We start from the raw sequence: 24335 nt of genomic DNA on the forward strand, positions 1-24335 counted from the left end.
TACATATGCAACGCAGAATAATCATAGCAGGTGGCGGAACAGGAGGACATATCTTCCCGGCTATTGCTATTGCCAATGCGTTGAAGAAGATAGACCCGGAAACAGAGATCCTTTTTGTAGGCGCCAAAGGAAAGATGGAGATGGAAAAAGTGCCACAGGCAGGCTACAAGATCGAAGGACTCGAAATAGCCGGGTTAAACCGTAGTAACATGTTGAAAAACCTGTTGCTGCCTTTTAAAGTGATCAAAAGCCTGGGACAGGCACGCCGCATTATTGAACGTTTCCAGCCACAGGCAGTGGTGGGCGTTGGCGGTTATGCCAGTTTCCCCATCCTGCGTAAAGCGCAGAGCAAAGGCATCCCGACACTGATACAGGAACAGAACTCCTTCGCCGGTAAAGCCAATATGGTATTGGGCAGGAAAGCAAGGAAGATCTGTACCGGTTACGAAAACATGCAGAAATTCTTCCCTGCTGATAAGATCATCTTCACAGGCAATCCTGTAAGAAATAATATCACGCAGTCGTCCGTAACAAAGGAAGATGCATTGCAGCACTTCGGACTGAAAAGCGGTAAAACAACCGTATTCGCAGTGGGCGGCAGCCTTGGCGCGAAAGCGATCAACGAAGCACTGCATCCGCTGCTGTCCAGCTTTGTAGAGAAAGATATCCAGCTGATCTGGCAAACAGGTAAGCCATATTTCGAAACAGCAAAGAGCGCAGCAGCCGCATACTCATCTCATGTAAAGGTGTTTGAATTCATCAACCTGATGGACTTCGCCTATAAAGCAGCAGATGTAGTGATATCACGTGCAGGAGCACTGGCCATTGCTGAATTGTGTGTAGTGAAAAAGCCAGTCATATTCGTACCATACCCCTTTGCAGCAGAAGATCATCAGACCTTCAATGCACAAAGCCTGGTGGATAAAAAAGCAGCTATCATGATTAAAAATGATGATGCAGCCGCACAGCTGGGAACAACATTATTCAGCCTGGTACAAAACAAAGCACTGCTGGAACAACTGGCAGAAAATATCGGCAAACTGGGTAACACCAATGCTGATATGGTTATCGCAAAAGAAGTAATGGGATTAATAGGGTAATCAGTAATACGCAATTGAGACAATGGATCTGAACAACATAAAACGTGTGTACTTCATCGGCATCGGAGGCATTGGCATGAGCGCCATTGCACGCTTCTTCAATGAGAAGGGTGTGCAGGTGAGCGGTTATGACCGTACCGAGACGGCGCTTACCCGCCAGTTAGCTGAAGAAGGCATGCAGATCCATTATACCGACGATGTAGAACTGTTAGACAAACAGGCAGAACTGGTAGTGTACACACCCGCCATTCCTGGCTCCCACTCAGAACTGATCTGGTTCAAGGAACAGGGATATGAAGTGGTGAAACGCAGTGATGTATTACAGGAGATCACCAGGAACCTGTATGCAATCACAGTAGGTGGCACACATGGTAAAACCACTACCTCTACCCTGATCGCACACATACTCAGGCATACCGGTTATGGCTGTAACGCTTTCCTCGGAGGAATCAGCGCCAACTATGACCGTAACTTCTGGAGCAGCAGCAAACAGGTGGCTGTGATAGAAGCCGATGAATATGACCGTTCTTTCCTGAAACTGCATCCTGATGTGGCAGTATTAACCGCCATTGATGCAGACCACCTGGATATTTACGGCACAGAAGAAGAAGTACAGGAAGCATTTATACAGTACACCCGCAACATCAAAGCAAAAGGCACACTGGTGGCTAAGCAGGGTTTGCACCGCGCTGATGAACTTAAAGGCAATAACCACATCTGGTATCACCTGGACGACAACAAAGCGAATATATATGCCAACAATATACAGCCAACAGAAGGCGGTTATATGTTCGATGTGGTACAGAAAGACTGGAAACTGAAGAACATCTATCTTCCTGTTGGCGGTACCCACAACATCGAAAACACCGTAGCAGCCATCGCTGTTGCACACCTGCTGGGTATCGAAGATGATAAGATCAAAGCAGCTATTGCCGACTTTAAAGGTATCAAACGCAGGTTCGAGTACCTGGTGAAGAACGACTATCAGGTGTATATCGACGACTATGCACACCATCCGGAAGAATTGCGTGCACTGATCACCAGCGCCCGTGCATTATTCCCCGACAGGAAATGTATCGTGCTGTTTCAGCCGCATCTGTACACACGCACACGCGACTTCGCAGACGGTTTTGCTGAAAGTCTCTCGCTCGCAGATGAGGTACTGTTACTGCCTATCTATCCGGCCAGAGAACTACCAATCGAAGGTGTACACAGCGAAATGATAGCGAAGAAGATCAGTAAGCCCGTTCAGGTGATACAAAAAGAAGATGTGTTACCCTGGATAAAAGCGAACAGTGCGCCACTATTTATCACGGCAGGTGCAGGAGACATTGACCAGTTCCGGGAACCCGCACAGGAAATACTGACTGGAAAGGGCATCATAGACAATGAAGAAGTAAAGAAAGACGAATAAAAAAAGTATAACACCCAATGCAAACCAAAACCCGTAAAGTATTAAAACGAATCGGCACCGCCCTGATGTGGTTAGGGGTGCTGGCGGGCTTTGTTGTCATCCTGGTAGCCGCAGTGAATGACAAGAATGATGGTAAATGCACAGGGATCGTTGTGAAATTGCAGGGAGACGAGGGCAACTTCTTTATTGAGGAAAGAGATATCAAAGCACTGGTAGCAGACAAGGACATCAATCCTGTCGGCAAACGGATCAAGGATATTAATACAGCTAACCTGGAAAAGATCGTATCACGTGATCCCTGGGTAAAGAATGCAGAGATATTCCTTGACAATCAGCGCAAACTGAATATAAAAGTAACACAGCGTGAGCCGGTAGCGCGCATATTCACGGCGGCCGGCAACAGCTTTTACTTCGATACGGAAGGAGACCGGATTCCGGTATCTGCCCGTTACACCGCCCGGGTACCGGTGTTCACAGATTTCCCCGCAGACTTTCCGGCAAATGCTGCAAAGTTGAAAGGAGCAGACAGCTCACTGGCGGCAGGAATTATGACCCTGGGCACCTATATCATGGAAGATCCCTTCTGGTCTGCACAGGTAGAACAGGTAGTGATCACGCCGGCACGCGAATTTGAGATCATCCCGAAATTAGGCGATCATGTTATTGCCTTCGGCGAAGGAACCGATGTAGAGAAAAAGTTCAGCAAACTGCTGGCGTTTTATAAAGAGGGACTGAATAAAGTGGGTTGGAATAATTACGCAAGGATTAATGTTGCTTATGAAAATGAGGTTGTATGTACAAGAAGGAACGGTGAGGAATTATCCAGGAAACTGGCAACTGCAGATAGTGCACGTAACGCCGGAGGGGATTCTGCCGCAAAGTTCCTCATACACCACGATGAAATAACGCAAGCAGAAACAACATCGATGATGAAGAAGCAGGCAAAAGTGACGACACCTAAGCCGACGCAAGCTAAAGCCAAAGTGGCAACACCAAAGCAGGCGCAGGCCAAAGTAACATCTAAGCAGGCATCTTCAAAACCGAAAGTACAAAAGGTTACGGCAGCCGATAAAAAGGGGCCGAAAGCAGTGTATAAGCCGGTTAAAAAATCTGTCAACACAACAAAAAATAATAGAACGCCATGAATCAGGAAGCTCCCATCATTGTAGGTCTCGATATTGGAACTACAAAGATTGCTGCCATCGCAGGAAGAAAGAATGAATACGGGAAACTGGAAATCCTGGGATTTGGTAAAGCCCCATCTTTCGGTGTTCAGCACGGAATGGTGCTGAATATTGATCAGACTATCAAGGCTATCCGCCAGGCCCTGGAAAACTGCTACGCTTCTAATCCGAATCTCGAGATCAATGAAGTATATGTTGGTATTGCCGGACACCACATCAAGAGTCTGCAGACTCGCGGTGACATCGTGCGCAGCGATACCGAAGCCGAAATTTCTCAGAAAGACATCGATCAGCTGATCAATGACCAATATAAAACTGTGATTCCCGCCAGTGATCAGATCATTGACGTGATACCACAACAGTATATCGTGGATAGCCTCCAGAACATCACCTACCCTATCGGTATGTCAGGTGTAAAAGTGGGCGCCAACTTCCACATCATCACCGGCGACAAGAACGCTATCCGTAATATCAACCGTAGCGTGGAGAAATCCGGTCTGAAAATACATGACCTGGTACTGCAGCCACTGGCGTCTGCAGCAGCAGTAATGTGTGATATGGACTTCGAAGCAGGCGTTGCTATCGTAGACATTGGTGGTGGTACAACAGACCTCGCCGTGTTCTATGAAGGTATTCTGAAACACACAGCCGTGATCCCATACGGTGGTGAGAACATCACCAACGATATCAAAAACGGTCTGGGTGTACTGAAAACACAGGCAGAACAGATGAAAGTGCAGTTCGGTTATGCTTTGGCTGATGAAGCTAAGAATAACGCGTACATCACTATTCCTGGTCTGCGTGGACAAAGCCCGAAAGAGATTTCTGTAAAGAACCTGGCCCACATCATACAGGCACGTATGAGTGAGATCATGGACTTCGTGGTGTATCATCTGAAACAGATCGGTATGGACAATAAGATGCTGAATGGCGGTATTATCCTGACCGGTGGAGGTTCCCAGCTGAAACATCTCATACAGTTAACTGAATATACAACCGGTGTAAGCGCACGTATCGGTTATCCGAACGAGCATCTGGCCAGCGGTCATATTGACGAACTGACCAAACCTATGTACGCTACCTGCGTTGGTCTCATCCTCAAAGGTTACAATGATTATGAGAATGACCGCAGAGCACTGGAAGAGAACTATGTAAAGATCAATACCAGCTACCTGGCAAAAGAACAGGCGGCAAAAGCGGCGCTGCAGGATGAAGACGCGTGGGAAGATGAAGAGCCGACCGTTGAGCAGATACAGGAAAGAAAAGCTAAAGAACGGAATGCTTCGCTGAAAACATTCCTGGACAGGATGAAGACAAAGATCATAGACATGTTCACGGAAGAGGAAGATGCGAAACTTTAACAGGGTATTGTCGGTATATGGCGCAATTGTTGCAGCCACAAACGATTTAAAAATCAAGTAATTAATAAAGGGATAATTAATAACGTAGAAAAGAATTGTGGGCATTATTAATTATACTAACTAACCCATAAAAGAGATAGAGTCATGATACATTTTGATCTTCCCAAAGAAAAATCTTCCATCATCAAGGTGATAGGCATTGGTGGTGGTGGGAGCAATGCGGTGAACCATATGTTCAACCAACGCATTGAGGGTGTGAATTTTATCATCTGTAATACCGACGCACAGGCTATTGCAAACAGCCCCGTGCCTAACAAAATACAGTTAGGACCACACTTGACACAGGGACTGGGCGCAGGCGCCAATCCGCGCATCGGTGAACAGGCGACGGAAGAGTCCTTTGAAGAAATCAAAAAGATCTTGGAGGTGAATACCAAGATGGCCTTCATTACTGCAGGAATGGGTGGTGGTACCGGTACCGGTGGCGCACCTATCATCGCACGTATATGTAAGGAGCTGGGTATTCTTACGGTGGGGATTGTTACTACTCCTTTCTCTTATGAAGGGAAAAAAAGGATGGCGCAGGCAGATGAAGGTGTCAGCAGATTGAAAGATTATGTTGATACACTGCTCATCATCTCTAATGACAAGCTTCGCCAGAAATACGGCGATCTGAAATTCAAAGCTGCCTTCGAAAAAGCAGATAACGTACTCGCTACCGCAGCAAAATGCATCACCGATGTGATCAACTCAACTGGTCAGATCAACGTGGATTTTGCGGACGTTTGTACTGTTATGCGTAATGGTGGTGTGGCCATCCTCGGTGCTGCTACTGCAGAAGGTGAAAACCGTGCACAGAAAGCAATCGAAGAGGCACTGACTTCTCCATTGCTGAATGATAACGACATCCGTGGTGCTAAATGGATCCTGATCAACATTTCCTCTGCAGAAGGTGAGTTCGAACACACCCTGGATGAAATGGATACTATACAGGCATACGTTCAAAGCCAGGCAGGCGAGGATTGCGATGTGATCCTCGGTGTGGGCTATGACACTACCCTGGATCGTAAACTGGGCGTAACCATCATCGCGACTGGTTTTGAACAGAAACCGATCCAACAGGTAAAAATGACTCCACAGGATCCTTCCCAGGAACAGCCTAAAATTGTAATGCAGCTGGGCCAAGATGGTGATGAAAAGAAAATGAATAATCAGCAACAGACATTATTCGTTGAACCAGCGGACCTGATGGCGCCCCGCCTGGTAGAACCTGTGGTTACCCAGCCTGCAACTACCTTCACTCCTCCTGCTCCTCAACAGCCGGAAAGGTTAAACTTTACACTGAACGTTGAACCTTCTGCTGTGACTACCCAGCCAATGGCAGGATACGGTGCAGGTGTAAATGTTATACAACCTACTCCTGCAGCCGGTGGTTACCCTGCAGGTCCTGCATACATCTACATTGAGCCGGGAGGCAACACACCAACATCTCCGGATGTTCCGGAAATGAAAATGGTTTTCAGGGATGAAGATCAGGCACCCGAAATACCTTCAGATATCCAACTGCAGGCTTTCGAAGAACAACTGGAAGAACAAAAACGCAAACAGGCTGAACGCGTGGCAAAACTGCGCAGCATCAGCTTCAACGTGAAAGGAATAGATAATAACACAGAAATGGAAAATGTTCCTGCCTACATCCGTCGTAATATCAACCTCGATAACGGCGCGGGATCAGCAGAAAACTTCTATTCTAACTATACTATTTCCGACGGTCAGAATAACCAGGCGGAAATTAATACGATTAATACCTTTTTAGATGGGAAAAAACCCGATTGATCTATTCGGACGTTTGATTGTTTTTTAGTTGTGTTAAAGAAAAGTCCTCCGGTTCCCCGGGGGACTTTTTTTATCCGTTAAGCACTTTCTATAAGGTAAACTATCAGGAATAAACTTACCAGGAATATAAATCCCGTCAGCAGGGTAATGAGCAGAGAAGAGTGACTATAAGTTCCGTCTGTCAGCTGTGCTTCCGTACGTTTGTAACGAATATAAGAGAACACTGTAGTAGCTGCCCCAACCGCCACCAATAATATACCTACGACAGCAGAATAGCCCCTGGAATGAACGGCATAATCCTTTCCAAGTACCAATGATATCTGCTTAACAAACAGCGAAAATTTGACCACTACAAAACCAAACGCCATGATCCCTATACTTGTTCTAGTCCATGCAAGTAAAGTACGCTCGTTTGCAAGATGGTCGCTCGGATTTCCTCTTTTTTGATCTTCTGCCATCAGGATTATTTTCTATAAAAGATAAACCAATTCCGCTTAAAATCATCCACCACTTCCCCACATCTATCCATTCCCCACCCCCTCCCCTCTTCGTAAATTTGCTTATGCAAAAGACAGTAAACAAGGTTGTAAACAACCACCCGATAAGCGGCTCTCTGAGCGATTATTACTTCTACAGTCCTTTGCCCTATCAGGACGGCAAAGCGACAGATCCATTCCTGTTATTACATCACCACGGACCAATGACCTTACCACCTTTCAACAGTGGTATGCCTTTTGGCCCTCACCCGCATAGAGGCTTCGAAACAGTGACCTGGATTATCAGCGGACACGTAGTACATAAAGACTCTCACGGTTATCATAGCAGAATTGATGCAGGCGGCGTACAGTGGATGTCGGCAGCAAGGGGATTGATACATAATGAATATGTGGAGAAGTCCTTTAAGGAAGAAGGCGGAGACCTTGAGCTCTTACAGCTCTGGATCAATCTGCCAGCTAAATTGAAGATGAATCCGGCTAAATATACCGGCTTGCAGAAAAACGATATTCCGGTAATAACTGCAGACAATGACAAGGTGCAAATAGCCGTCGCAGGAGGCAGCTGGAATGGTCATAAAGGCGCTATTAATTCCCTTACAGGGGTCAATGCAGCCCTGATCACCATGCAGCCTGATAGCAAGGCAGATATCAATGTGGCGGAGGGCAGGAATGTCTTATTTTATGTATTGCGGGGCAATGTAACTGTGAATGGCACAACAGCCGGAGACAGGTCGCTGGTGCTCTTTAATAACGACGGTGATACCATCAATATCACAACCAGCAGTGATGCCATTATCCTTTATTGTGATGGAGCGCCATTAAATGAGCCTGTTGCCTGGCATGGCCCTTATGTAATGAATACGCAAACCGAGATTATGGAAGCAATGAGAGATGAGCGTATGGGAAAATTTGGGTTCTATATAGACTAGAAGTGAAAAGGCCAGCATAATGCTGGCCTTTCTATTAAGAATGTATGATCCGTCGTAATTGCAGGTTCGTGACAGGCGACACAACCAGCGGATATTTTTCAATCGTTACGTAGCTGGAATCCAGTCCAAAACCACGCTCTTCCGATAAGCTGATCTTCTTCAGGAAGAAGTACATACGCATTACCAAACGCTCGTAAAGCGGCAGGTCATTATCATGCGAAAGGAATTTCTCCATTACGATAAACTGGAAGTCCCCTACTACATTGTTCTTACTCAGAGATTCATAGCGGCTGGTGATGTTCACTTCCTTATTACGCACCATGTCTTCCACCACCATACGGAACATCAGGTTAATACGCTGCTCCACTTTAAAGCCCAGTCTGAATTCCACTCTGATCACCTCATTCGGAATGATCGTCTGTACGGAATATTCACTCAGGTAAGGCTCATCCACAACATCTACGTGTACAAACCAGTATATATCTGCCCTTTTAGGCTTCTTATTCAGGATAGAATAAATGATCTTATGTTCAATCTCCTTCGGATTGTCAGCACTACTCATATAAACCAGGTGAGTGGCATATTTAGGGATGGTGCTGTCATTACTCAGCTCCTGGATCACCGGAAGATGGTCTTCCAGCCTTACAAATTCCACGTAACGGTTCTTGATCTTCCTGGATTTGAACCATACCATCATGACCAGGAAGAGGATCCCAGCCACTATTACGGTCACATAACCGCCATGCATGAATTTCACCAGGTTGGCAAAGAGGAAAGAGAACTCAATAGTAAAATAGATAACCAGGTAGATCAGTATCAGGCCAAGCCGGACCCTCCGCGTATATAAATAAAAGGCAAACAGGCAGGACGTCATCAGCATACAGATGGTGATGGACAATCCATAGGCCGCTTCCATGGAGCTGGACTCCTTAAATATCAGTACAATAGCTACACAACCTACAAACAGCATGGTGTTGATACCAGGTATATATAGCTGTCCACGCTCTTCGGTAGGATAGTTGATCTTTAATTTAGGCCAGAGGTTCAGACGCATAGCTTCTGAAATGAGGGTAAAAGACCCGGATATCAGTGCCTGGCTGGCGATAATGGATGCCAGGGTGGCAATCAATACTCCGAAGATGACAAACCACTCAGGCATGATAGCGAAGAATGGGTTCTGGTCTTTAGGGATGATCTGTCCTTTCTGGGTGAGTAACCAGGCGCCCTGACCAAGATAGTTCAGGATCAGACAGGCCTTTACAAAGATCCAGGATATCCGGATATTCCCTTTACCACAGTGCCCCAGGTCGGAATACAGGGCTTCTGCCCCGGTGGTACACAGGAATACCGCTCCTAATATCATAAACCCACGAGGGTAGGTAGTTAACAGTTCGATAGCATAATGAGGGCTGAATGCTTTGAAGATAGCAACATCGTCCACGATGTGCGACAGTCCCAGCACACCCAGCATAGAAAACCAGATCACCATGATAGGGCCAAACAATTTACCGATAGATACGGTACCAAATTGCTGTACTACGAACATGGCGGTGATAATGGTCAGTACAATCTTTACAATAGTAAACTGGCTGAGGTCTTTAAATACTTCCAGGGTTCGCAAACCTTCTATAGCAGAGGTAACAGTGATGGGTGGGGTAATGATCCCGTCGGCGAGGAGGGCAGCCCCTCCTATCATCCCGAAGATAACGGCCCATTTGGCATGCCGTCTGACCAATGCATATAATGAAAAAATCCCGCCTTCACCTTTGTTATCGGCCCGAAGTGTCAGGATCACATATTTAATAGTCGTTTGTAACGTTAGGGTCCAGATGATACAGGATATAGCACCGATAACCAGCAGGTCGCTTACAGGGTTATTGCCTACAATTGCCTTGAAAACGTATAACGGAGAGGTTCCAATATCACCGTAGATAATACCCAAAGCTACTACTAAACCGGCCAGGCTTACCCTGTTAATGTCTTTTCTCACGAAAATATGTATTTAATAAAAAAGCCACCAAAGTTAGGTGGAATTGCGCAGATGTACAAATATCAAAAAATACGCTTATAAAAAAACCCCGTCTCGTTTTACACGAGACGGGGCCTTATATCTTCTTAGTGAGACACTATTAGTTAGCTGGAGCTAAATCAACAGTTGAAGACTCACCAGGAGTGTTTTGTTTGATGAAGCGACCGCGATCGATACCTTGTTTATCAGCCAGGTAGTCGATAACTGCATCTACTCTTCTGCTGCTCAGGTCAACACCACCTTTCTTACCTTTAGCACCAGCGTGGCCGGTAACCAGGATGTTACAAGATGGGTTAGCTTTCAGTGTGCTTGCAACGCTTGCCAGAACAGCTTCGTTGTCAGTAGCAACTTTAGTAGAGCTACCTTTGAAGCTTACGCTAGGCAGAACCAGTGTGTTACAAGCTGTTTGTTGTACCATATTTTTGCAGCACTCAGGATCTGGGCATTTACCAACACCATCAGCGTCAACTGGCTGGCAGTAAGTTGGAGTAACCAGTTGTTTATCCTTGAAGTCAGGAACACCGTCACCATCAGTATCTTTAGCTACACCGTGAACATCAACTGGAGCACCAGCTGGTGTGTTAGGCTCACGATCAAACTGGTCAGTAACACCATCACCATCAGCATCAGGCAGTACCGGAGTAGGCAGCTTCATGTGACGAGGAGCGCTCAGTTCGTTGTAAGCGTAGTTCAGCGGATTTACCCACCATAATGGCTCAACGCGTTTAGCGGAGTTACCCAGGTTGAAGTTCAGACGAATGCTGGTATAGCTGAACGCATCTTTGTGACTGGTGTATGGAGAGGAATAACCGTCCAGATAGTCATCAAAGTACAGAGTATATTTCTCTTCGATACCGATGTTGAAACGTTTAGAAATTCTGTAAGCGATACCGGTACCGAAATCAGCACCATGACGCCACATTTGGTTGTCGTTCTTACGACCGATGTTAGCTCTGTTACCCTGAGATGGAGCGTTCTGCTCGTAATCACCGTCTAACAGGTTTTTCAGCTGATCCTTGATGTCTTTACGAGGAGCAGAGAAGTTAATGCTGCTGTAGTTGTAAGCTGCACTACCGTTCAACGCATCAACGTCAACGTCGATCAGACCAAGGCTGTAACCACCGAATACATACCAGTTGATCTTAGGCTGTGCCTTGTAGAACAGGATGTTGCTCAGAGAAGCCATCAGGTCAAAAGACAGCTGGTGGGTAGCAGTTTTATAGTTAGCTACGATCAGACCGTTGTTAGCTGCTGCGGTTGCTGCCCATGCATTGCTACCAGTGGTGATCGCTGGCCTTAATCTGTAATCCAGACCTTTATCGAAGGAACCGGTATACTCAGCTCTGATCGAGATAGTATGACCCAGAGATTTTCTCAGGGAAACACCACCACCAAAACCAGGTCTAGCTGGAATAGTACCGTTGATCAGGTGCAGACCACCATGGAAACCTAATTCCCACATATCGCGAGGTTTCGCAGGGAAATCATACTGATGGTTGGAAAAGTTGTTCTGTTGGGCCTGTCTTGACGCTGGTACTTTACTTGAATCCAGGGCATCATAAACAGGGGTAACTTGTGCAAAACTGGAGGACGCCGCTAGGAGACTCATAGCGCCTGCCAGTAATAAGTACTTTTTGCTTGCCATAATTGTTTTCTATTTAAAAACTGTTAAAAATTTACTAATAACCCGTTTTTTTACCCAGCAAAGGTAAAATTCTCAGATGAATATTCAAATTTTTGTTACAATATTATTTTCATTGATAACTAGTTAACTACTAGTGCTTAGGTAAAACAAATGTTATACCTTAATTTGAATCGGTATATAACGAATAAGCATATTTGTTATAACTAAAACAAAGTAATGTTAAAGTTATGTTACACCCATATATACAAATTAGGGGCCAAATTGTTAAAATTTGACATTTTAAGCATAGCTTAGCAATCTTTTTAAAGCACCTATGGACGAAATTAAACACCTGATCAGTAAGGAATTACAGGATTTTGAAAGCAAATTCGCAGACGCTGTAAAAAGTCATGTCCCCCTTTTGGACAGGATCATGCATTACATCGTTAAACGTAAAGGCAAGCAGATCAGACCCATGTTTGTGCTTTTATCTGCCAAACTCTTTAAAGCCGACATACAGGAAAGCACATATCACGCCGCCGCCTTCGTAGAATTGCTTCATACAGCTACACTCGTTCATGACGACGTGGTAGACGATGCCAACGAAAGACGGGGCTTCTTCTCTATCAATGCACTGTGGAAAAACAAAATAGCCGTGCTGGTAGGAGACTATCTCCTGTCCAAAGGATTACTACTTTCAGTAAATAATAATGAGTTCAAAGCCTTAAAGATCCTCTCAGAAGCCGTAAGGGAAATGAGTGAAGGTGAACTTCTGCAGATAGAAAAGACCCGCAAGCTCAATATTAAAGAAGACATCTACTTCGAGATCATCCGCCGGAAAACAGCCTCCCTCCTCGCCTCAGCCTGCGCGGCCGGCGCCTGGAGCACTACCAACGACGATGAAACGACAGAGAAAATGCGCCTTTTCGGCGAGAAAGTAGGTGTGGCATTCCAGATCAAAGATGATCTCTTCGACTATGGTTCAGAAAAAATAGGCAAACCTACAGGAATTGACATAAGGGAAAAGAAAATGACCCTCCCGCTCATTTATACACTGGAACATGCTACTCCGGAAGTCAGAAGGAATATTATCAATATCGTCAAAAATCACAACACCGATAAAGACCGCGTTGCCGAAGTAATAGACCTGGTCAAAAAATCTGGTGGTATAGAATATACCCAACAGAAAATGTTCGAGTACCGCGACGATGCACTGGCCATCCTTCACAGCTTTCCGGAAAACAATATCCGCACCGGCCTGGAAACATTAGTAAGATATACCACAGATCGTACTTTTTAACCAATAAAAACTTATCTTCCGAGACAGAACATTATTCAAAACAACTTTAGATACTAACTCAGGCACTAAATGCAAAAACGCTGGACAGTCCGATCTTATCAACCGAAACAGGAAGCATTGCTCCAGTCGTCTTTGCGTATTCACCCGCTGCTATGCAGATTGCTCGTACAACGCGGTATGCATACTTACGATGAATCACGCCTCTTCTTCCGGCCAACACTCGCAGATCTGCACGATCCCTGGCTGATGAAAGATATGGATAAAGCGGTCTCCCGTATTGAACAGGCCTTTTTCAGAAATGAAAAGATCCTTGTTTTCGGCGACTATGATGTAGATGGCACCACCGCCGTAGCTACTGTTTTTGACTTTCTGCATTCTCTATATAATAATATCGAATTTTATATTCCTCACCGCTATAAAGAAGGATATGGTATTTCCCAGCAAGGGATAGAATATGCAAGGGATAATGACTTTACCCTGGTTATTGCATTAGACTGTGGCATCAAAGCCATCGACCAGATCACCTGGGCCGCCGGCAATGGCATAGACTTTATTATCTGTGACCACCACCTGCCGGATGCAATATTGCCTCCTGCTGTTGCCATCCTGAATCCGAAACAATACGACTGCCCTTATCCATATAAAGAGCTGAGTGGTTGTGGCATCGGTTACAAACTGATCTCCGCTTTCGCACAGAAAAGAGGTGTGCCCGATGAAAAAGTGCATAATTACCTGGACCTGGTAGCTACCAGCATAGCTGCTGACATAGTACCAATGACCGGAGAAAATCGTGTACTGGCATTTCATGGATTAAAGAAAGTAAACTCATCTCCACTTCCAGGCATACAGGCATTGATAGAACTCAGCGGATTAAAAGAACAACTGACCATCTCCAACCTTGTATTTGTGATCGCTCCACGCGTTAACGCTGCAGGCAGAATGGATGATGCAAGAAAAGCAGTGAATCTTTTCGTAGAGAGAGATAAGGATAAGGCAATGGAAATTGCCAAAGTGTTGCATGCCGACAATTTTGACAGAAAAGAAATAGACGGTAACATCACCAAAGAAGCAGTTGAACTGTTGCAGAACGATCTTACACTGCAGGATAAAAAATCTACCGTTCTTTATAAACCCGACTGGCACAAAGGTGTTGTAGGAATTGTTGCTTCCCGACTGATTGATAAATATTATTACCGGCCTACTATTATTCTTACACTAAGCAATGATAAAGTGGCTGGTTCTGCACGTTCAGTTACCGGCTTCAATGTATATGAAGCCATTCACCAATGCAAGGAATTGCTTGAGAATTATGGAGGTCACTTCTATGCAGCAGGCATGACATTAAAGCCTGAAAATGTTGCTGCATTCCAAAAGAAATTTGAAGAAGTGGTAGCCACTACTATTGATCCGGATCTACTGGTACCGGAAATAGTGATCGACACCGAAATACAACTGAAAGATATTACACCCGCTTTCTTCAATATACTGCGTCAATTCGAACCACTGGGACCGGAAAACCTACGTCCCGTTTTCCTCGTCAGAAATGTAACAGACAGCGGTTATTCAAGGCTTGTCAAAGATGAACATATTAAGTTCTCCGTAAAACAGGGCAAGTCTCCCAATGCATTAACGGGCATAGGATTCTACATGTCCGAAAAATTCCACATTGTAAACAGCAAAGAACCCTTCGATATGGTCTTTACCATCGATGAAAACGAGTGGAACGGTAAGATGAATCTGCAACTCAAAGTAATTGACATCAGGGCACATCACTAAGTAATAATACTTATTACCGACTAACACTTGCTATTACAACTTTACTTTTTTCTGTTGCAGCAGCCAGGTATATAATGCAGTATCTGCATATGCTCTTGTCCAGGCATCATGCCCTCCTGTAGGATTTTCCGTATACTTAACCAGGTTACTTCCACATGCTTTTAAAGCATTCACCATATCCCGCGAGCCGGATACAGCTACCGTAGGATCATTGGCATTATGGAAGTCCCATATCGGCATATTCTTCAATACACAAGCCTGCGATGGCGTACCTGCACCGCTGATAGGCACAAGAGCCGCAAACTTCTCAGGACTTGTCTGTGCCCAGTTCCAGGTACCATATCCACCCATACTTAATCCGGTTAAATAAACACGTGAACTATCCACATGATATTTCTTCAGCACTTCTTTATACAACTGTTGTAAAACATCAGTATTCCACCAGGAGGCAGTGCACTGTGGAGCAATCATTACAAACTGCTTTCCTGTTACCACTCTTGGTAAACCTATTTTTCTGATCACATTAATATCGTTTCCTATTTCCCCTACACCGTGCAAAAAGATCACAATAGGCCATTTATAGGACTTTTTCTCATTGTAAGTGTCGGGAACATAAAGCAGGTAATCGTCAATATTTCCACCCTTGTAATCCATTGTTTTCACTGTAATACCTGGGGTTTGAGGATCAAACACGTCTTCTTTGGGAGGATCAGGAATTGTATCCGTTCCGTCGCCGCCGGGTGTTGCGGCATCATTCTTTTTGGAACATGCTACTATATTGCCTAATAGAACAATCAGTAGCACATAAAGAAATCTCTTAAATACTCTTCTTTTCATATGTGTGGCATAAATGAAAAATCCCGTCTCATGTGCTATGAGACGGGATCCGGGTTATTATTTCTTATTACAAACCTACTATATTTCTATCAAACTGCCACTGGAAACACCCAGGTGCATCCTACGGATGCAGGCATTTATCTATCTAAATAGCGGATTAATTTTTCTTTTCAGCACTCATTAATTCTACACTTCTGTTCACAAAGGCCGTAAGGTCAGCACCCGTCAGCAGGTTCTGAGATAATAACGCTAAATCTGCCAGATTTCGTACCTGCTTCTGCTGTTTATCGTTATCATTTTCTTCCAGGATCTGGAGATAGATAGGATGGTTTGCATTGATGGTCATATTGATCTCATCAGGCATGTTGGCATACCAGCTCATACCACTACCTCCTACTGCTGCCATATCTTTCATACGACGCATAAATTCCGGACGGGTTACGATCACTGGCTGGGCATCTGCACTCAGACCTTTCAGTTCTACCTTCACATGCTCCTGCGGAATATGCTGGAAAAGTTCCTTCAGTTTGCTTTCCTGATCAGATGTTAATACACTTTCTGTCTTTTCATCTTTATCTACCAGGTTATCTGCAATATCAGCATCTACGCGGGTGAACATCATGCTATCCCACCTTGGCTCCATATTGTTGATGAACGCAGCATCGATAATAGTATCCAGCTTTACGATCTTATATCCTTTGTTCTTCGCAGCCTGTATGTAGCTATCCTGCTGTACTGCATTTGTTGCATACAATACAACCAGCTTTCCATCTTTGTTAGTCTGCAAAGCACTTGCTTCTTGCTTGTATTCTTCCAGTGTATAGAACTTGCCAGCCTCAGTAATATCTTCCATGAGCAGGAATTTGTTTCCTTTCTCCTGGAATTTATCATCGGTCATCATACCATACTTGGCAAACAAGCCGATGGATTCCCATTTCTCTTCGAAACTCTTACGGTCATTGCGGAAGATCTCATCCAGTTTATCAGCTACTTTCTTAGTGATATAAGAGCTGATCTTTTTCACGTTCGGATCTCCCTGCAGATAACTGCGGCTTACGTTCAGCGGAATATCCGGACTATCTATCACACCATGCAATAACATCAGGAATTCAGGAACGATATCCTTCACTTCATCTGTCACGAATACCTGGTTGGAATACAGGCTGATCTTGTCTTTCTGTACCTCGAAGCTCTTGCTGATCTTAGGGAAATACAGGATACCTGTCAGGTTGAACGGATAATCCACATTCAGATGGATCCAGAACAATGGCGCCTCTGCATACGGATATAATTCTTTATAGAAATTGTGATAATCTTCTTCTGTCAGCTCAGTTGGTTTCTTCGTCCATGCCGGGTTGGTATTATTCAACTGCTTGTCTGCAAATTTTACAGGCACAGGCAGGAATTTACAGAACTTCTCCAGTATGTTCTGGATACGATGTTCATCCAGGAATTCTTCACTTTCTTCATTAATGTGCAGCACAATGTCAGTACCACGGTTTTCCTTCGTAGTCTCTTCCAGCATATACTCAGGACTGCCATCACATTCCCAGCGTACAGCAGGCGCTTCCTGCTTGTGTGATTTGGAGAAGATCTCTACCTGGTTACTCACCATGAAGGAGGAATAGAAACCCAGACCAAAGTGGCCGATGATATTGGCGCCATCTGTCTGACCCTTGTATTTTTTCAGGAATTCTTCTGCACCGGAGAAAGCTACCTGGTTGATGTATTTATCCACTTCTTCAGCAGTCATACCCACTCCCATATCGGAAATGGTCAGTGTCTTCTTTTCTTTATCCAGCTTCACAGTAATTTCAGGGGTGCCCAGCTCACCTTTAAACTCTCCGACACTGGCTAATGTTTTTAATTTTTGGGTAGCATCAACCGCATTACTCACCAGTTCGCGGATGAAGATCTCATGGTCTGAATAGAGGAATTTCTTAATAATGGGGAAAATGTTCTCTGTCTGAACACGTATTGCTCCTTTCTGCATGGGTGTCAAATTTTTTAAAAGTTTTCCTGACAAAGGATATGCCAGCAGACATTAAGCTGACAAACTGTCCGGCGAGGGCCTCAAAACAGACCTTTTTCATACCGTCGCTTGTTCGACGCTTATTCGACGCTTATTCGTCCTTTGTTCGACCAAGCAGGCTTACATGCAGAAATGGCACTTTTTCACCCACAGCTTAACAAATAAATCATATGAACACCGCCCGGATTTTAACGCAAAAAATGTAGTTTTAACATCCTGACCCCGATGAACTGTTGAGATGTAAGTTTTTACCCAAACCCTCTTTATAAAAACCTCTATTTACATGAAAAGACCTTTACTCCTTTTCTTTGCTGCAGTTTGTTTTGCCAATGCCAACGCGCAGACGCAACCCGCTGCCCAGTCGCTGCCTTACCAGCAGCCATTCAGTACCTTACCACCCTCATCCACGACCTATCCGGACGGATGGCAGGGATGGACACTTTCCGGATCGCCTTCAGGCAACTTTAATGTGCTGCCGCCAGCATCCGACAAGGCCCTTGTAACCGGCAGCGCCTCCAGCACTGCCAACGGCGTATATAATTATTCCGGAAAACTGGGCTTCCTCAATAGCGGCAGTGTAGATAACTCACTGGTACTTGCATTGAACACTACAGGCCAGATCAACATTGCTCTCCAGTACGACGTAATGACGCTGCGTAACCCTTACGACGGTACCAGCAACACCCGTATCAATGAAGTAACCCTGCAGTACCGTATCGGGAACACAGGCAATTTTACCAATATCACCGGTGTTGAGTACCAGAATGGTACCACTCAGCAAACCGGTTCCGGTGTGACTACACCGCTCGATTCTGCCCACAGGTCATTGACACTGCCAGCTGCCTGCGAAAATCAGCCACTGGTACAGCTGCGCTGGGTAAACCGTCAGATCAGTGGCGCCGGCTCCCGTCCTTCGTTTGCCATCGACAATATCGTAGCCGGCAGCTCCGGTGCAGATGTAACGCCACCCGCTATCGACAGCCTCTTCCCGGCCAACAACGGCACCGGCGTATCGCCAGCCGCTCAGCCTACTATCTTCTTTACAGAAAATATCAAGGCGGGCAGTGGTCAGCTGATACTGCACAACGTTACAGCCGGCACACAGCAGGTATTCCCTGTAGATAGTGCCGCAGTAATTATCAGTAACAATAGCCTGACACTGGCCGTGACGCTGCAACCGCAGCACAGCTACTATATCACCTTGGATGATGGTGCCATACTTGACCTCAGCGACAATGTATTTGCAGGCATCACCGACAACAGCACCTGGGCATTCTCCACGGGTACGCAGCAGTTGTCATTCGACTTCAACGCCTGCATTACAGGCAGCATCACCGGAGGGTTCAAACAATACAGCGTAAGCGGTGCTCAGAAATGGGATTGTACCACCTTCGGACAGAACGGCAACGGCGTACAGATCAACGGATACAGTGGCGGTCCGATAGAAAATGAAGACTGGCTCATCTCCCCCGCCTTCGATCTTTCTTCCGGTTTTGACTATCCGCTGCTGGATTTTGCCAGCCGTACAGCATTCTCCGGTCCTACCCTGCAATTGATGGTATCCTCCAACTATGATGGTATCAGCAATCCGCACACTGCTACCTGGACACCAGTGAACGGACGTTTCCCTGCCCTGCTGTCAGATACCTGGACTGTTTCAGACAGTATCAACCTGGCAGCGTTCAAACAGCCGAATGTATATATCGCTTTTGTATATACCTCCTCTCCGTCTATTGGTGCAGCCCGCTGGACATTGGACGACTTCCATATCACCAATAGTCCTGTGGCGCCTAAGCCTTCCCTGGATCTGAATACCAGCAGCATCGACTTTGATTATGTGCCTGCAGGACAGCAATCAGCTCCGCTGCCATTTACCTTCCAGGCCAACGACTTCATTGACAGCCTGGTCCTGGTGTCATCTTCCGGATTCTCTATTGCGAAAGACAGCAATGGCGTATATAGCCAATCGCTGACCTATCTGCAGGATTCACTCAACGGTCCACGGACAGTATGGGTGAAATTCCATCCTACAGCAGCAGATCAGAACTATACCGGCACCATCACCTTCGACAGCGACAGCATCCATGTGCCAGCTATCAGGCTTTCCGGTACTTCTCTGCGCTCACTGAAAGTGGTAAACTGGAATATCGAATGGTTCGGTAGTCCCGCCCAGAATCCGGCTAATGACAGCCTGCAACAGGCCAATGTGACCACCATTCTCAAGAAACTAGATGCAGACATCTTTGCACTGGCAGAGGTGGTAGATACAGCCCGCTTCAGAGCAGTGGCTAACCAGATGCCTGGATACAGCTATATTATCTCTGATTTCGGTTCTTATGCAGATAGCATCAAGGATGTGGATTACGCTTCCGCCCAGAAACTGGCCTTCCTGTATAAAACATCCGTTATCAAGGGAATAAGCTCTTATGGCGTATTACGTCGTGGTGGCAGCAGCGATGCTTATTACAACTGGTCATCCGGCAGATTCCCGTTCCTCCTGGAAGCCAGGGCTAAGCTGAACAACGACAGCGCCCTGATCCGCTTTGTATTGCTGCATGCAAAAGCCAATACTGGTACTGCCGCAGATAAGATCGAGTCCTGGCACAGGCGTAAAAACGGCAACCTGGAACTGAAAGATAGCCTGGATGCCCAGTATCCGACAGCCAACTTTGTGATACTTGGCGACTTCAACGACGCACTTAATAAGACTATCACGACAGAACTGGCGCCAGATACAACCACTTCTTACATAGATTTCATCAACGACAGTACACATTATAAACCGCTGACCCTGCCGCTCAGTTTGCAGGGCCAGAAGTCAACCGCTTCTTTTAACACCGTGATTGACAATGTACTGGCTTCTGATGAAATGGCACTGAGCTACATCCCCGGATCTGCCCGTGTAAGGATAGAGGTGGAAAAACTGGTGAACAGTTACAGCAGCACCACTACTGACCACTACCCAGTGCAGACAAACTATAACCTGCACGTATTGGCCCATCCGGCGCCGCTGGAAGACTTCTCTGCCACCGTTGACACCGGAGATGTGAAATTGACCTGGAGCACGCCTTATGAGCTGAATACCGCTTATTTTGTGATACAGCGCTCCCGCAATCAGCAACAGTTCGAAAACGTAGATACAGTGTCGGCGCATGGCACTACTTCCCTGCCAAACAGTTATGTAACTTATGATACCCGTCCATGGCTGGGATCGTCTTACTACAGGCTGAAAACAGTAGGATTGGACGGCACAGTCAGCTATAGCAGCAATGAAAGAGTGATTATTACCCTTAAAGACCTGATACAGAAACTTTTCTGGTGTATCTTTGGCCATCAGTTACAGGTGTATCTGGATATCGAAAGACCAGGACAGGCCATTCTGCAGCTGGTTGATATGCAGGGGCATGTGAGACAGACGACCATGACGACTGTAAACAAAGGAAGAAATATCAAGACATTGGATATCAGTAATTTGTCTAATGGTGTGTATATTCTGCGCGTACAAAGCAAGGAAGGCATCCAGACAAGCAAGATACTTGTTAACCACTGATCTTTTTGAAAAAGCCATTAATTCAGCCGGCCTGTATTACAATACGGGCCGGTTTTTTTGCTGCCACATATTCCGAATATCCTATTTAGCTCTAAATAAGAACATCTAACCAGGAAATTTTATATTCCCCTGCCCTCGCATCGCATGCCTGAACCGAATGGTTTGATAATCAGGAACTACCAGGCACATCAAAGTAATAGACTTACAGGAGTTGATTAATCTTTCTGCAGCGTTCGGATAGCTTACTGTCGGCTTAGCATCGGCTTGGAGTCGGCTTACCATTAGAGTACTAAAATGGCATCAAGAGGTTATTTAAAGGGTATCTATATATCGATGGGATATTGAAGTGACCTATAAATACTATTTTGATGACGATTTGTATTGTTATTGGTAGCTTAGTCGGGTAAGACAAGTAAGCTATTTATAACCTCAAAAAACCTTTTTATCGCCATTGTTAAAGACAATATTCTCATGCAGCTTGTACGGGGTACTCCCGGGTATCCCCGGGGTGTAGTGTGCCGGGGGTGATACCCCTGGGATCGTGTGTACGGGTGATAACCGCGGGTTCCGCGTAGCGGTGAAATCCCCGGAAACCGAAGATCCCCGGGGGGACAGAACGGATACCGCGCAGATGCAACCGGGGACAAATGACAATCATCCACGGCAATCAGCTCCGTAAATGCTGTATTTTTGTACCGCGGGGCGATAATCCCCCGCCCCGCGGTACAAAAATCAATCCCCGCATTTATTTGCTGGTGTCAGCAATTTCAGTATCTTTGCACTCCTAATTTTTTTTAACAAATTCAAAAACAGGGAAATTTATGAACTACGAATTGATGGTGATTTTTACCCCTGTGCTGTCTGAGGAAGACTACAAAGCTGCTCAGAAAAAATTCGCTGACCTCATTAAAGAGAACGGCGGAGATGTAACGCACGAAAATCCCTGGGGATTAAAATCACTGGCGTACCCAATCCAGAAAAAGACCACGGGCATGTACCTGGTACTGGAGTACAGCGCGCCATCCGACCTCAATGAGAAGCTGAAGATCCAGCTGAACCGTGACGAAAATGTACTGCGTCACATGATCACAGCATTAGACAAGTATGCTGTACAGTACAACGGCCGCAAAAGACATGGCGTGAACGCTGATTCTAAAACCGTAGAAGCTTAAAATTATGGCAGTAAAACAAGAAATTAAGTACTTAACCGCCGTAAAACAAGAGAAACGCGCGAAGAAATATTGCCGTTTCAAAAAGTTAGGCATCCGGTATGTGGATTACAAAGACGCTGAGTTCCTGAAGAAATTCCTGAACGATCAGGGTAAAATGTTACCTCGTCGTATCACTGGTAACTCTCTGAAATTCCAGCGTAAAGTAGCGCAGGCTATTAAAAAAGCCCGTCAAATGGCTTTGTTACCTTACGTTACTGACCTTTTAAAGTAAACAAACCTACTGGCTTCCTGGTCTATGCCAGGGAATTAAAGGTCCTTAAAACTAATTAACAATGCAAGTAATCTTAATACAAGACGTAGATAACCTGGGCCAGAAAAATGAGCTGGCTACCGTGAGAAACGGTTATGCCAGGAATTTCCTGATCCCGCAGAAATTTGCGGTAGAAGCTAGCCCTTCTAACCTGAAGCAACTCCAGGAGCGCCTGAAAGTGCAGAAAGTGAAAGAAGAGAAAATGCTGGCTGAAATTGCCAAAGTGGTGGAAGTGCTGAAAGCAGGTCCCGTTAAAATTGGCGCTAAAACCGGTACTTCCGGTAAGATCTTCGGTAGCGTAACTGGTGTGCAGATCGCACGTGCTATTAAAGAGCAGAAAGGTTACGAAATCGATCGTCGCCGCATCCACATCCTGGATGACGTAAAAGAGTTAGGTACTTACAAAGCAAGACTCGATTTCGGTAAAGGCAACGAAGCTGAACTGGAATTCGAAGTAGTAGCTGAATAAGACTACATATTCTTCCAAAAAATCCCGTCTCGTTCTAAATGAGACGGGATTTTTTTATGTGGTTATTTATCTTTGCGCCATCATATGAAAAAGTATTTACCTCTATTTTTTATTGCAGGCATGATGGCCGCCTGCAATGATCAGGAAACCAGTAACAGCACTTCAGATACTTCACATATAGAGGAAGCCCCCTCAATTGGAAAAGTTCCCGCCGACACAGATACCTTCTCTGTCGGCAGCAGGTTTTTTACTATTTATCCGCTGGAACACTCTTCCTTTCCAGTAGTAGTATCTACTCCTCATACTGATAGTCTGGAATCCAACCTCCAGCAAGACAGCACCCATGTAAAACGCCTGGGGGATACGCTGATATTTACACTGAACAATGGCGAAATACGAACCCTTGTCAATAATAAAAAGGACGACCCTGATGTATACTGTGACTACGTATATGCAGGTTACATACCCGAGATTCATCATTATCTTGTTTTCGGCAGTTACTATGAATCCGACGACCGTGTACTGGTCAATGCCGATAATGGAGACACTACTCATATATGGGGCAGGCCAATCATCTCTCCTGATCACAAACATGTGATATGCCCCTCATTAGATCTGATTGCAGGATTCTACAACAATGGGTTCCAGCTCTTCTCCTATCGCGATAATAAGCTGATACTTGAGGGAGATGTGCAGTTTGACAAGTGGGGTCCCGGACAAACGAAATGGCTGGATAATAATACTATTGAGACCGAATATGTGGTGATGGACTCTGAAAAGGAGATACCCAAAACAGTGAAACTGATAATGAAATAAACGGATCTGTTTATCCGGAAGAAAAGGAACATCTGGCGGTGTTCCTTTTTTTATTTGGCTTGTAAGGGAATTCCCCCTTTCAGGGATGCGACAAATGCA

At 45.4% G+C, this 24335-nt stretch carries 18 protein-coding genes; 13 read left to right on the forward strand and 5 right to left on the reverse strand.

What is annotated here, in order from left to right:
* Positions 1 to 5 precede the first annotated feature (5 nt).
* The 5 genes from murG (at position 6) to ftsZ (ending at position 6895) form a co-directional block, all read left to right on the forward strand.
* A complete protein-coding gene (murG, locus tag BLR32_RS00485; protein ID WP_089828284.1) occupies positions 6 to 1100 on the forward strand; it encodes an undecaprenyldiphospho-muramoylpentapeptide beta-N-acetylglucosaminyltransferase in 1095 nt (364 codons plus the stop codon).
* A 22-nt stretch (positions 1101 to 1122) separates the two neighbouring features.
* The gene (gene murC / locus BLR32_RS00490; protein WP_089828285.1) at positions 1123 to 2514 is read left to right on the forward strand and encodes a UDP-N-acetylmuramate--L-alanine ligase; all 1392 of its coding nucleotides are present in this window, start codon (positions 1123 to 1125) and stop codon (positions 2512 to 2514) included.
* A gap of 17 nt (positions 2515 to 2531) precedes the next feature.
* Complete coding sequence (locus BLR32_RS00495; RefSeq protein WP_143011309.1) at positions 2532 to 3659, forward strand: cell division protein FtsQ/DivIB; 1128 nt, start codon at positions 2532 to 2534, stop codon at positions 3657 to 3659.
* Positions 3656 to 5059, forward strand: a complete 1404-nt coding sequence (gene ftsA, locus BLR32_RS00500) for a cell division protein FtsA (RefSeq protein WP_089828287.1) — start codon at positions 3656 to 3658, stop codon at positions 5057 to 5059. The genes BLR32_RS00495 and ftsA overlap by 4 nt, the downstream gene beginning before the upstream one ends.
* A gap of 144 nt (positions 5060 to 5203) precedes the next feature.
* The gene (ftsZ, locus tag BLR32_RS00505; protein WP_089828288.1) at positions 5204 to 6895 is read left to right on the forward strand and encodes a cell division protein FtsZ; all 1692 of its coding nucleotides are present in this window, start codon (positions 5204 to 5206) and stop codon (positions 6893 to 6895) included.
* A 77-nt stretch (positions 6896 to 6972) separates the two neighbouring features.
* Here the strand turns inward: ftsZ and BLR32_RS00510 are convergent, their stop codons facing one another.
* Entirely contained in the window at positions 6973 to 7353 is a 381-nt protein-coding gene (locus tag BLR32_RS00510; RefSeq protein ID WP_089828289.1) for a YidH family protein, read from the reverse strand.
* Between the two features lie 104 nt (positions 7354 to 7457).
* Between BLR32_RS00510 and BLR32_RS00515 the strand changes: the two genes are divergently transcribed.
* Entirely contained in the window at positions 7458 to 8321 is an 864-nt protein-coding gene (locus BLR32_RS00515; RefSeq protein ID WP_089828290.1) for a pirin family protein, read from the forward strand.
* Positions 8322 to 8355: 34 nt separating this feature from the next.
* Here BLR32_RS00515 and BLR32_RS00520 read toward each other — a convergent pair whose 3' ends face one another.
* Both BLR32_RS00520 and BLR32_RS00525 read right to left on the reverse strand, forming a co-directional pair.
* Positions 8356 to 10311 carry a KUP/HAK/KT family potassium transporter gene (locus tag BLR32_RS00520; protein ID WP_176842112.1) on the reverse strand — a complete coding sequence of 652 codons (1956 nt, stop codon included), beginning with the start codon at positions 10309 to 10311 and terminating at the stop codon, positions 8356 to 8358.
* Positions 10312 to 10450: 139 nt separating this feature from the next.
* Complete coding sequence (locus BLR32_RS00525) at positions 10451 to 11995, reverse strand: OmpA family protein (protein WP_089828292.1); 1545 nt, start codon at positions 11993 to 11995, stop codon at positions 10451 to 10453.
* A 313-nt stretch (positions 11996 to 12308) separates the two neighbouring features.
* On the opposite strand from BLR32_RS00525, the gene BLR32_RS00530 reads away from it, so the two are divergent.
* Positions 12309 to 13274 (forward strand): polyprenyl synthetase family protein, encoded by a 966-nt coding sequence (locus BLR32_RS00530; RefSeq protein ID WP_089828293.1) that lies wholly within the window; start codon positions 12309 to 12311, stop codon positions 13272 to 13274.
* Between the two features lie 69 nt (positions 13275 to 13343).
* Complete coding sequence (gene recJ, locus BLR32_RS00535) at positions 13344 to 15050, forward strand: single-stranded-DNA-specific exonuclease RecJ (RefSeq protein WP_089828294.1); 1707 nt, start codon at positions 13344 to 13346, stop codon at positions 15048 to 15050.
* Between the two features lie 33 nt (positions 15051 to 15083).
* Here recJ and BLR32_RS00540 read toward each other — a convergent pair whose 3' ends face one another.
* On the reverse strand, positions 15084 to 15887 hold the full coding sequence (locus BLR32_RS00540; RefSeq protein ID WP_089828295.1) for a carboxylesterase family protein: 804 nt from the start codon (positions 15885 to 15887) through the stop codon (positions 15084 to 15086).
* A 157-nt stretch (positions 15888 to 16044) separates the two neighbouring features.
* A complete protein-coding gene (htpG, locus tag BLR32_RS00545; RefSeq protein ID WP_089828296.1) occupies positions 16045 to 17880 on the reverse strand; it encodes a molecular chaperone HtpG in 1836 nt (611 codons plus the stop codon).
* A 322-nt stretch (positions 17881 to 18202) separates the two neighbouring features.
* Between htpG and BLR32_RS00550 the strand changes: the two genes are divergently transcribed.
* The 5 genes from BLR32_RS00550 (at position 18203) to BLR32_RS00570 (ending at position 24236) form a co-directional block, all read left to right on the forward strand.
* A complete protein-coding gene (locus tag BLR32_RS00550; protein WP_089828297.1) occupies positions 18203 to 21469 on the forward strand; it encodes an Ig-like domain-containing protein in 3267 nt (1088 codons plus the stop codon).
* Positions 21470 to 22290: 821 nt separating this feature from the next.
* A complete protein-coding gene (rpsF, locus tag BLR32_RS00555; RefSeq protein ID WP_089828298.1) occupies positions 22291 to 22641 on the forward strand; it encodes a 30S ribosomal protein S6 in 351 nt (116 codons plus the stop codon).
* A 4-nt stretch (positions 22642 to 22645) separates the two neighbouring features.
* Entirely contained in the window at positions 22646 to 22912 is a 267-nt protein-coding gene (gene rpsR / locus BLR32_RS00560) for a 30S ribosomal protein S18 (protein WP_089828299.1), read from the forward strand.
* Positions 22913 to 22973: 61 nt separating this feature from the next.
* Positions 22974 to 23420 (forward strand): 50S ribosomal protein L9, encoded by a 447-nt coding sequence (rplI, locus tag BLR32_RS00565; protein ID WP_089828300.1) that lies wholly within the window; start codon positions 22974 to 22976, stop codon positions 23418 to 23420.
* An 84-nt stretch (positions 23421 to 23504) separates the two neighbouring features.
* Positions 23505 to 24236, forward strand: a complete 732-nt coding sequence (locus BLR32_RS00570) for a hypothetical protein (RefSeq protein ID WP_089828301.1) — start codon at positions 23505 to 23507, stop codon at positions 24234 to 24236.
* Positions 24237 to 24335 lie beyond the last annotated feature (99 nt).

The sequence above is a fragment of the Chitinophaga filiformis genome, assembly GCF_900102545.1.
Lineage (GTDB): Bacteria > Bacteroidota > Bacteroidia > Chitinophagales > Chitinophagaceae > Chitinophaga > Chitinophaga filiformis.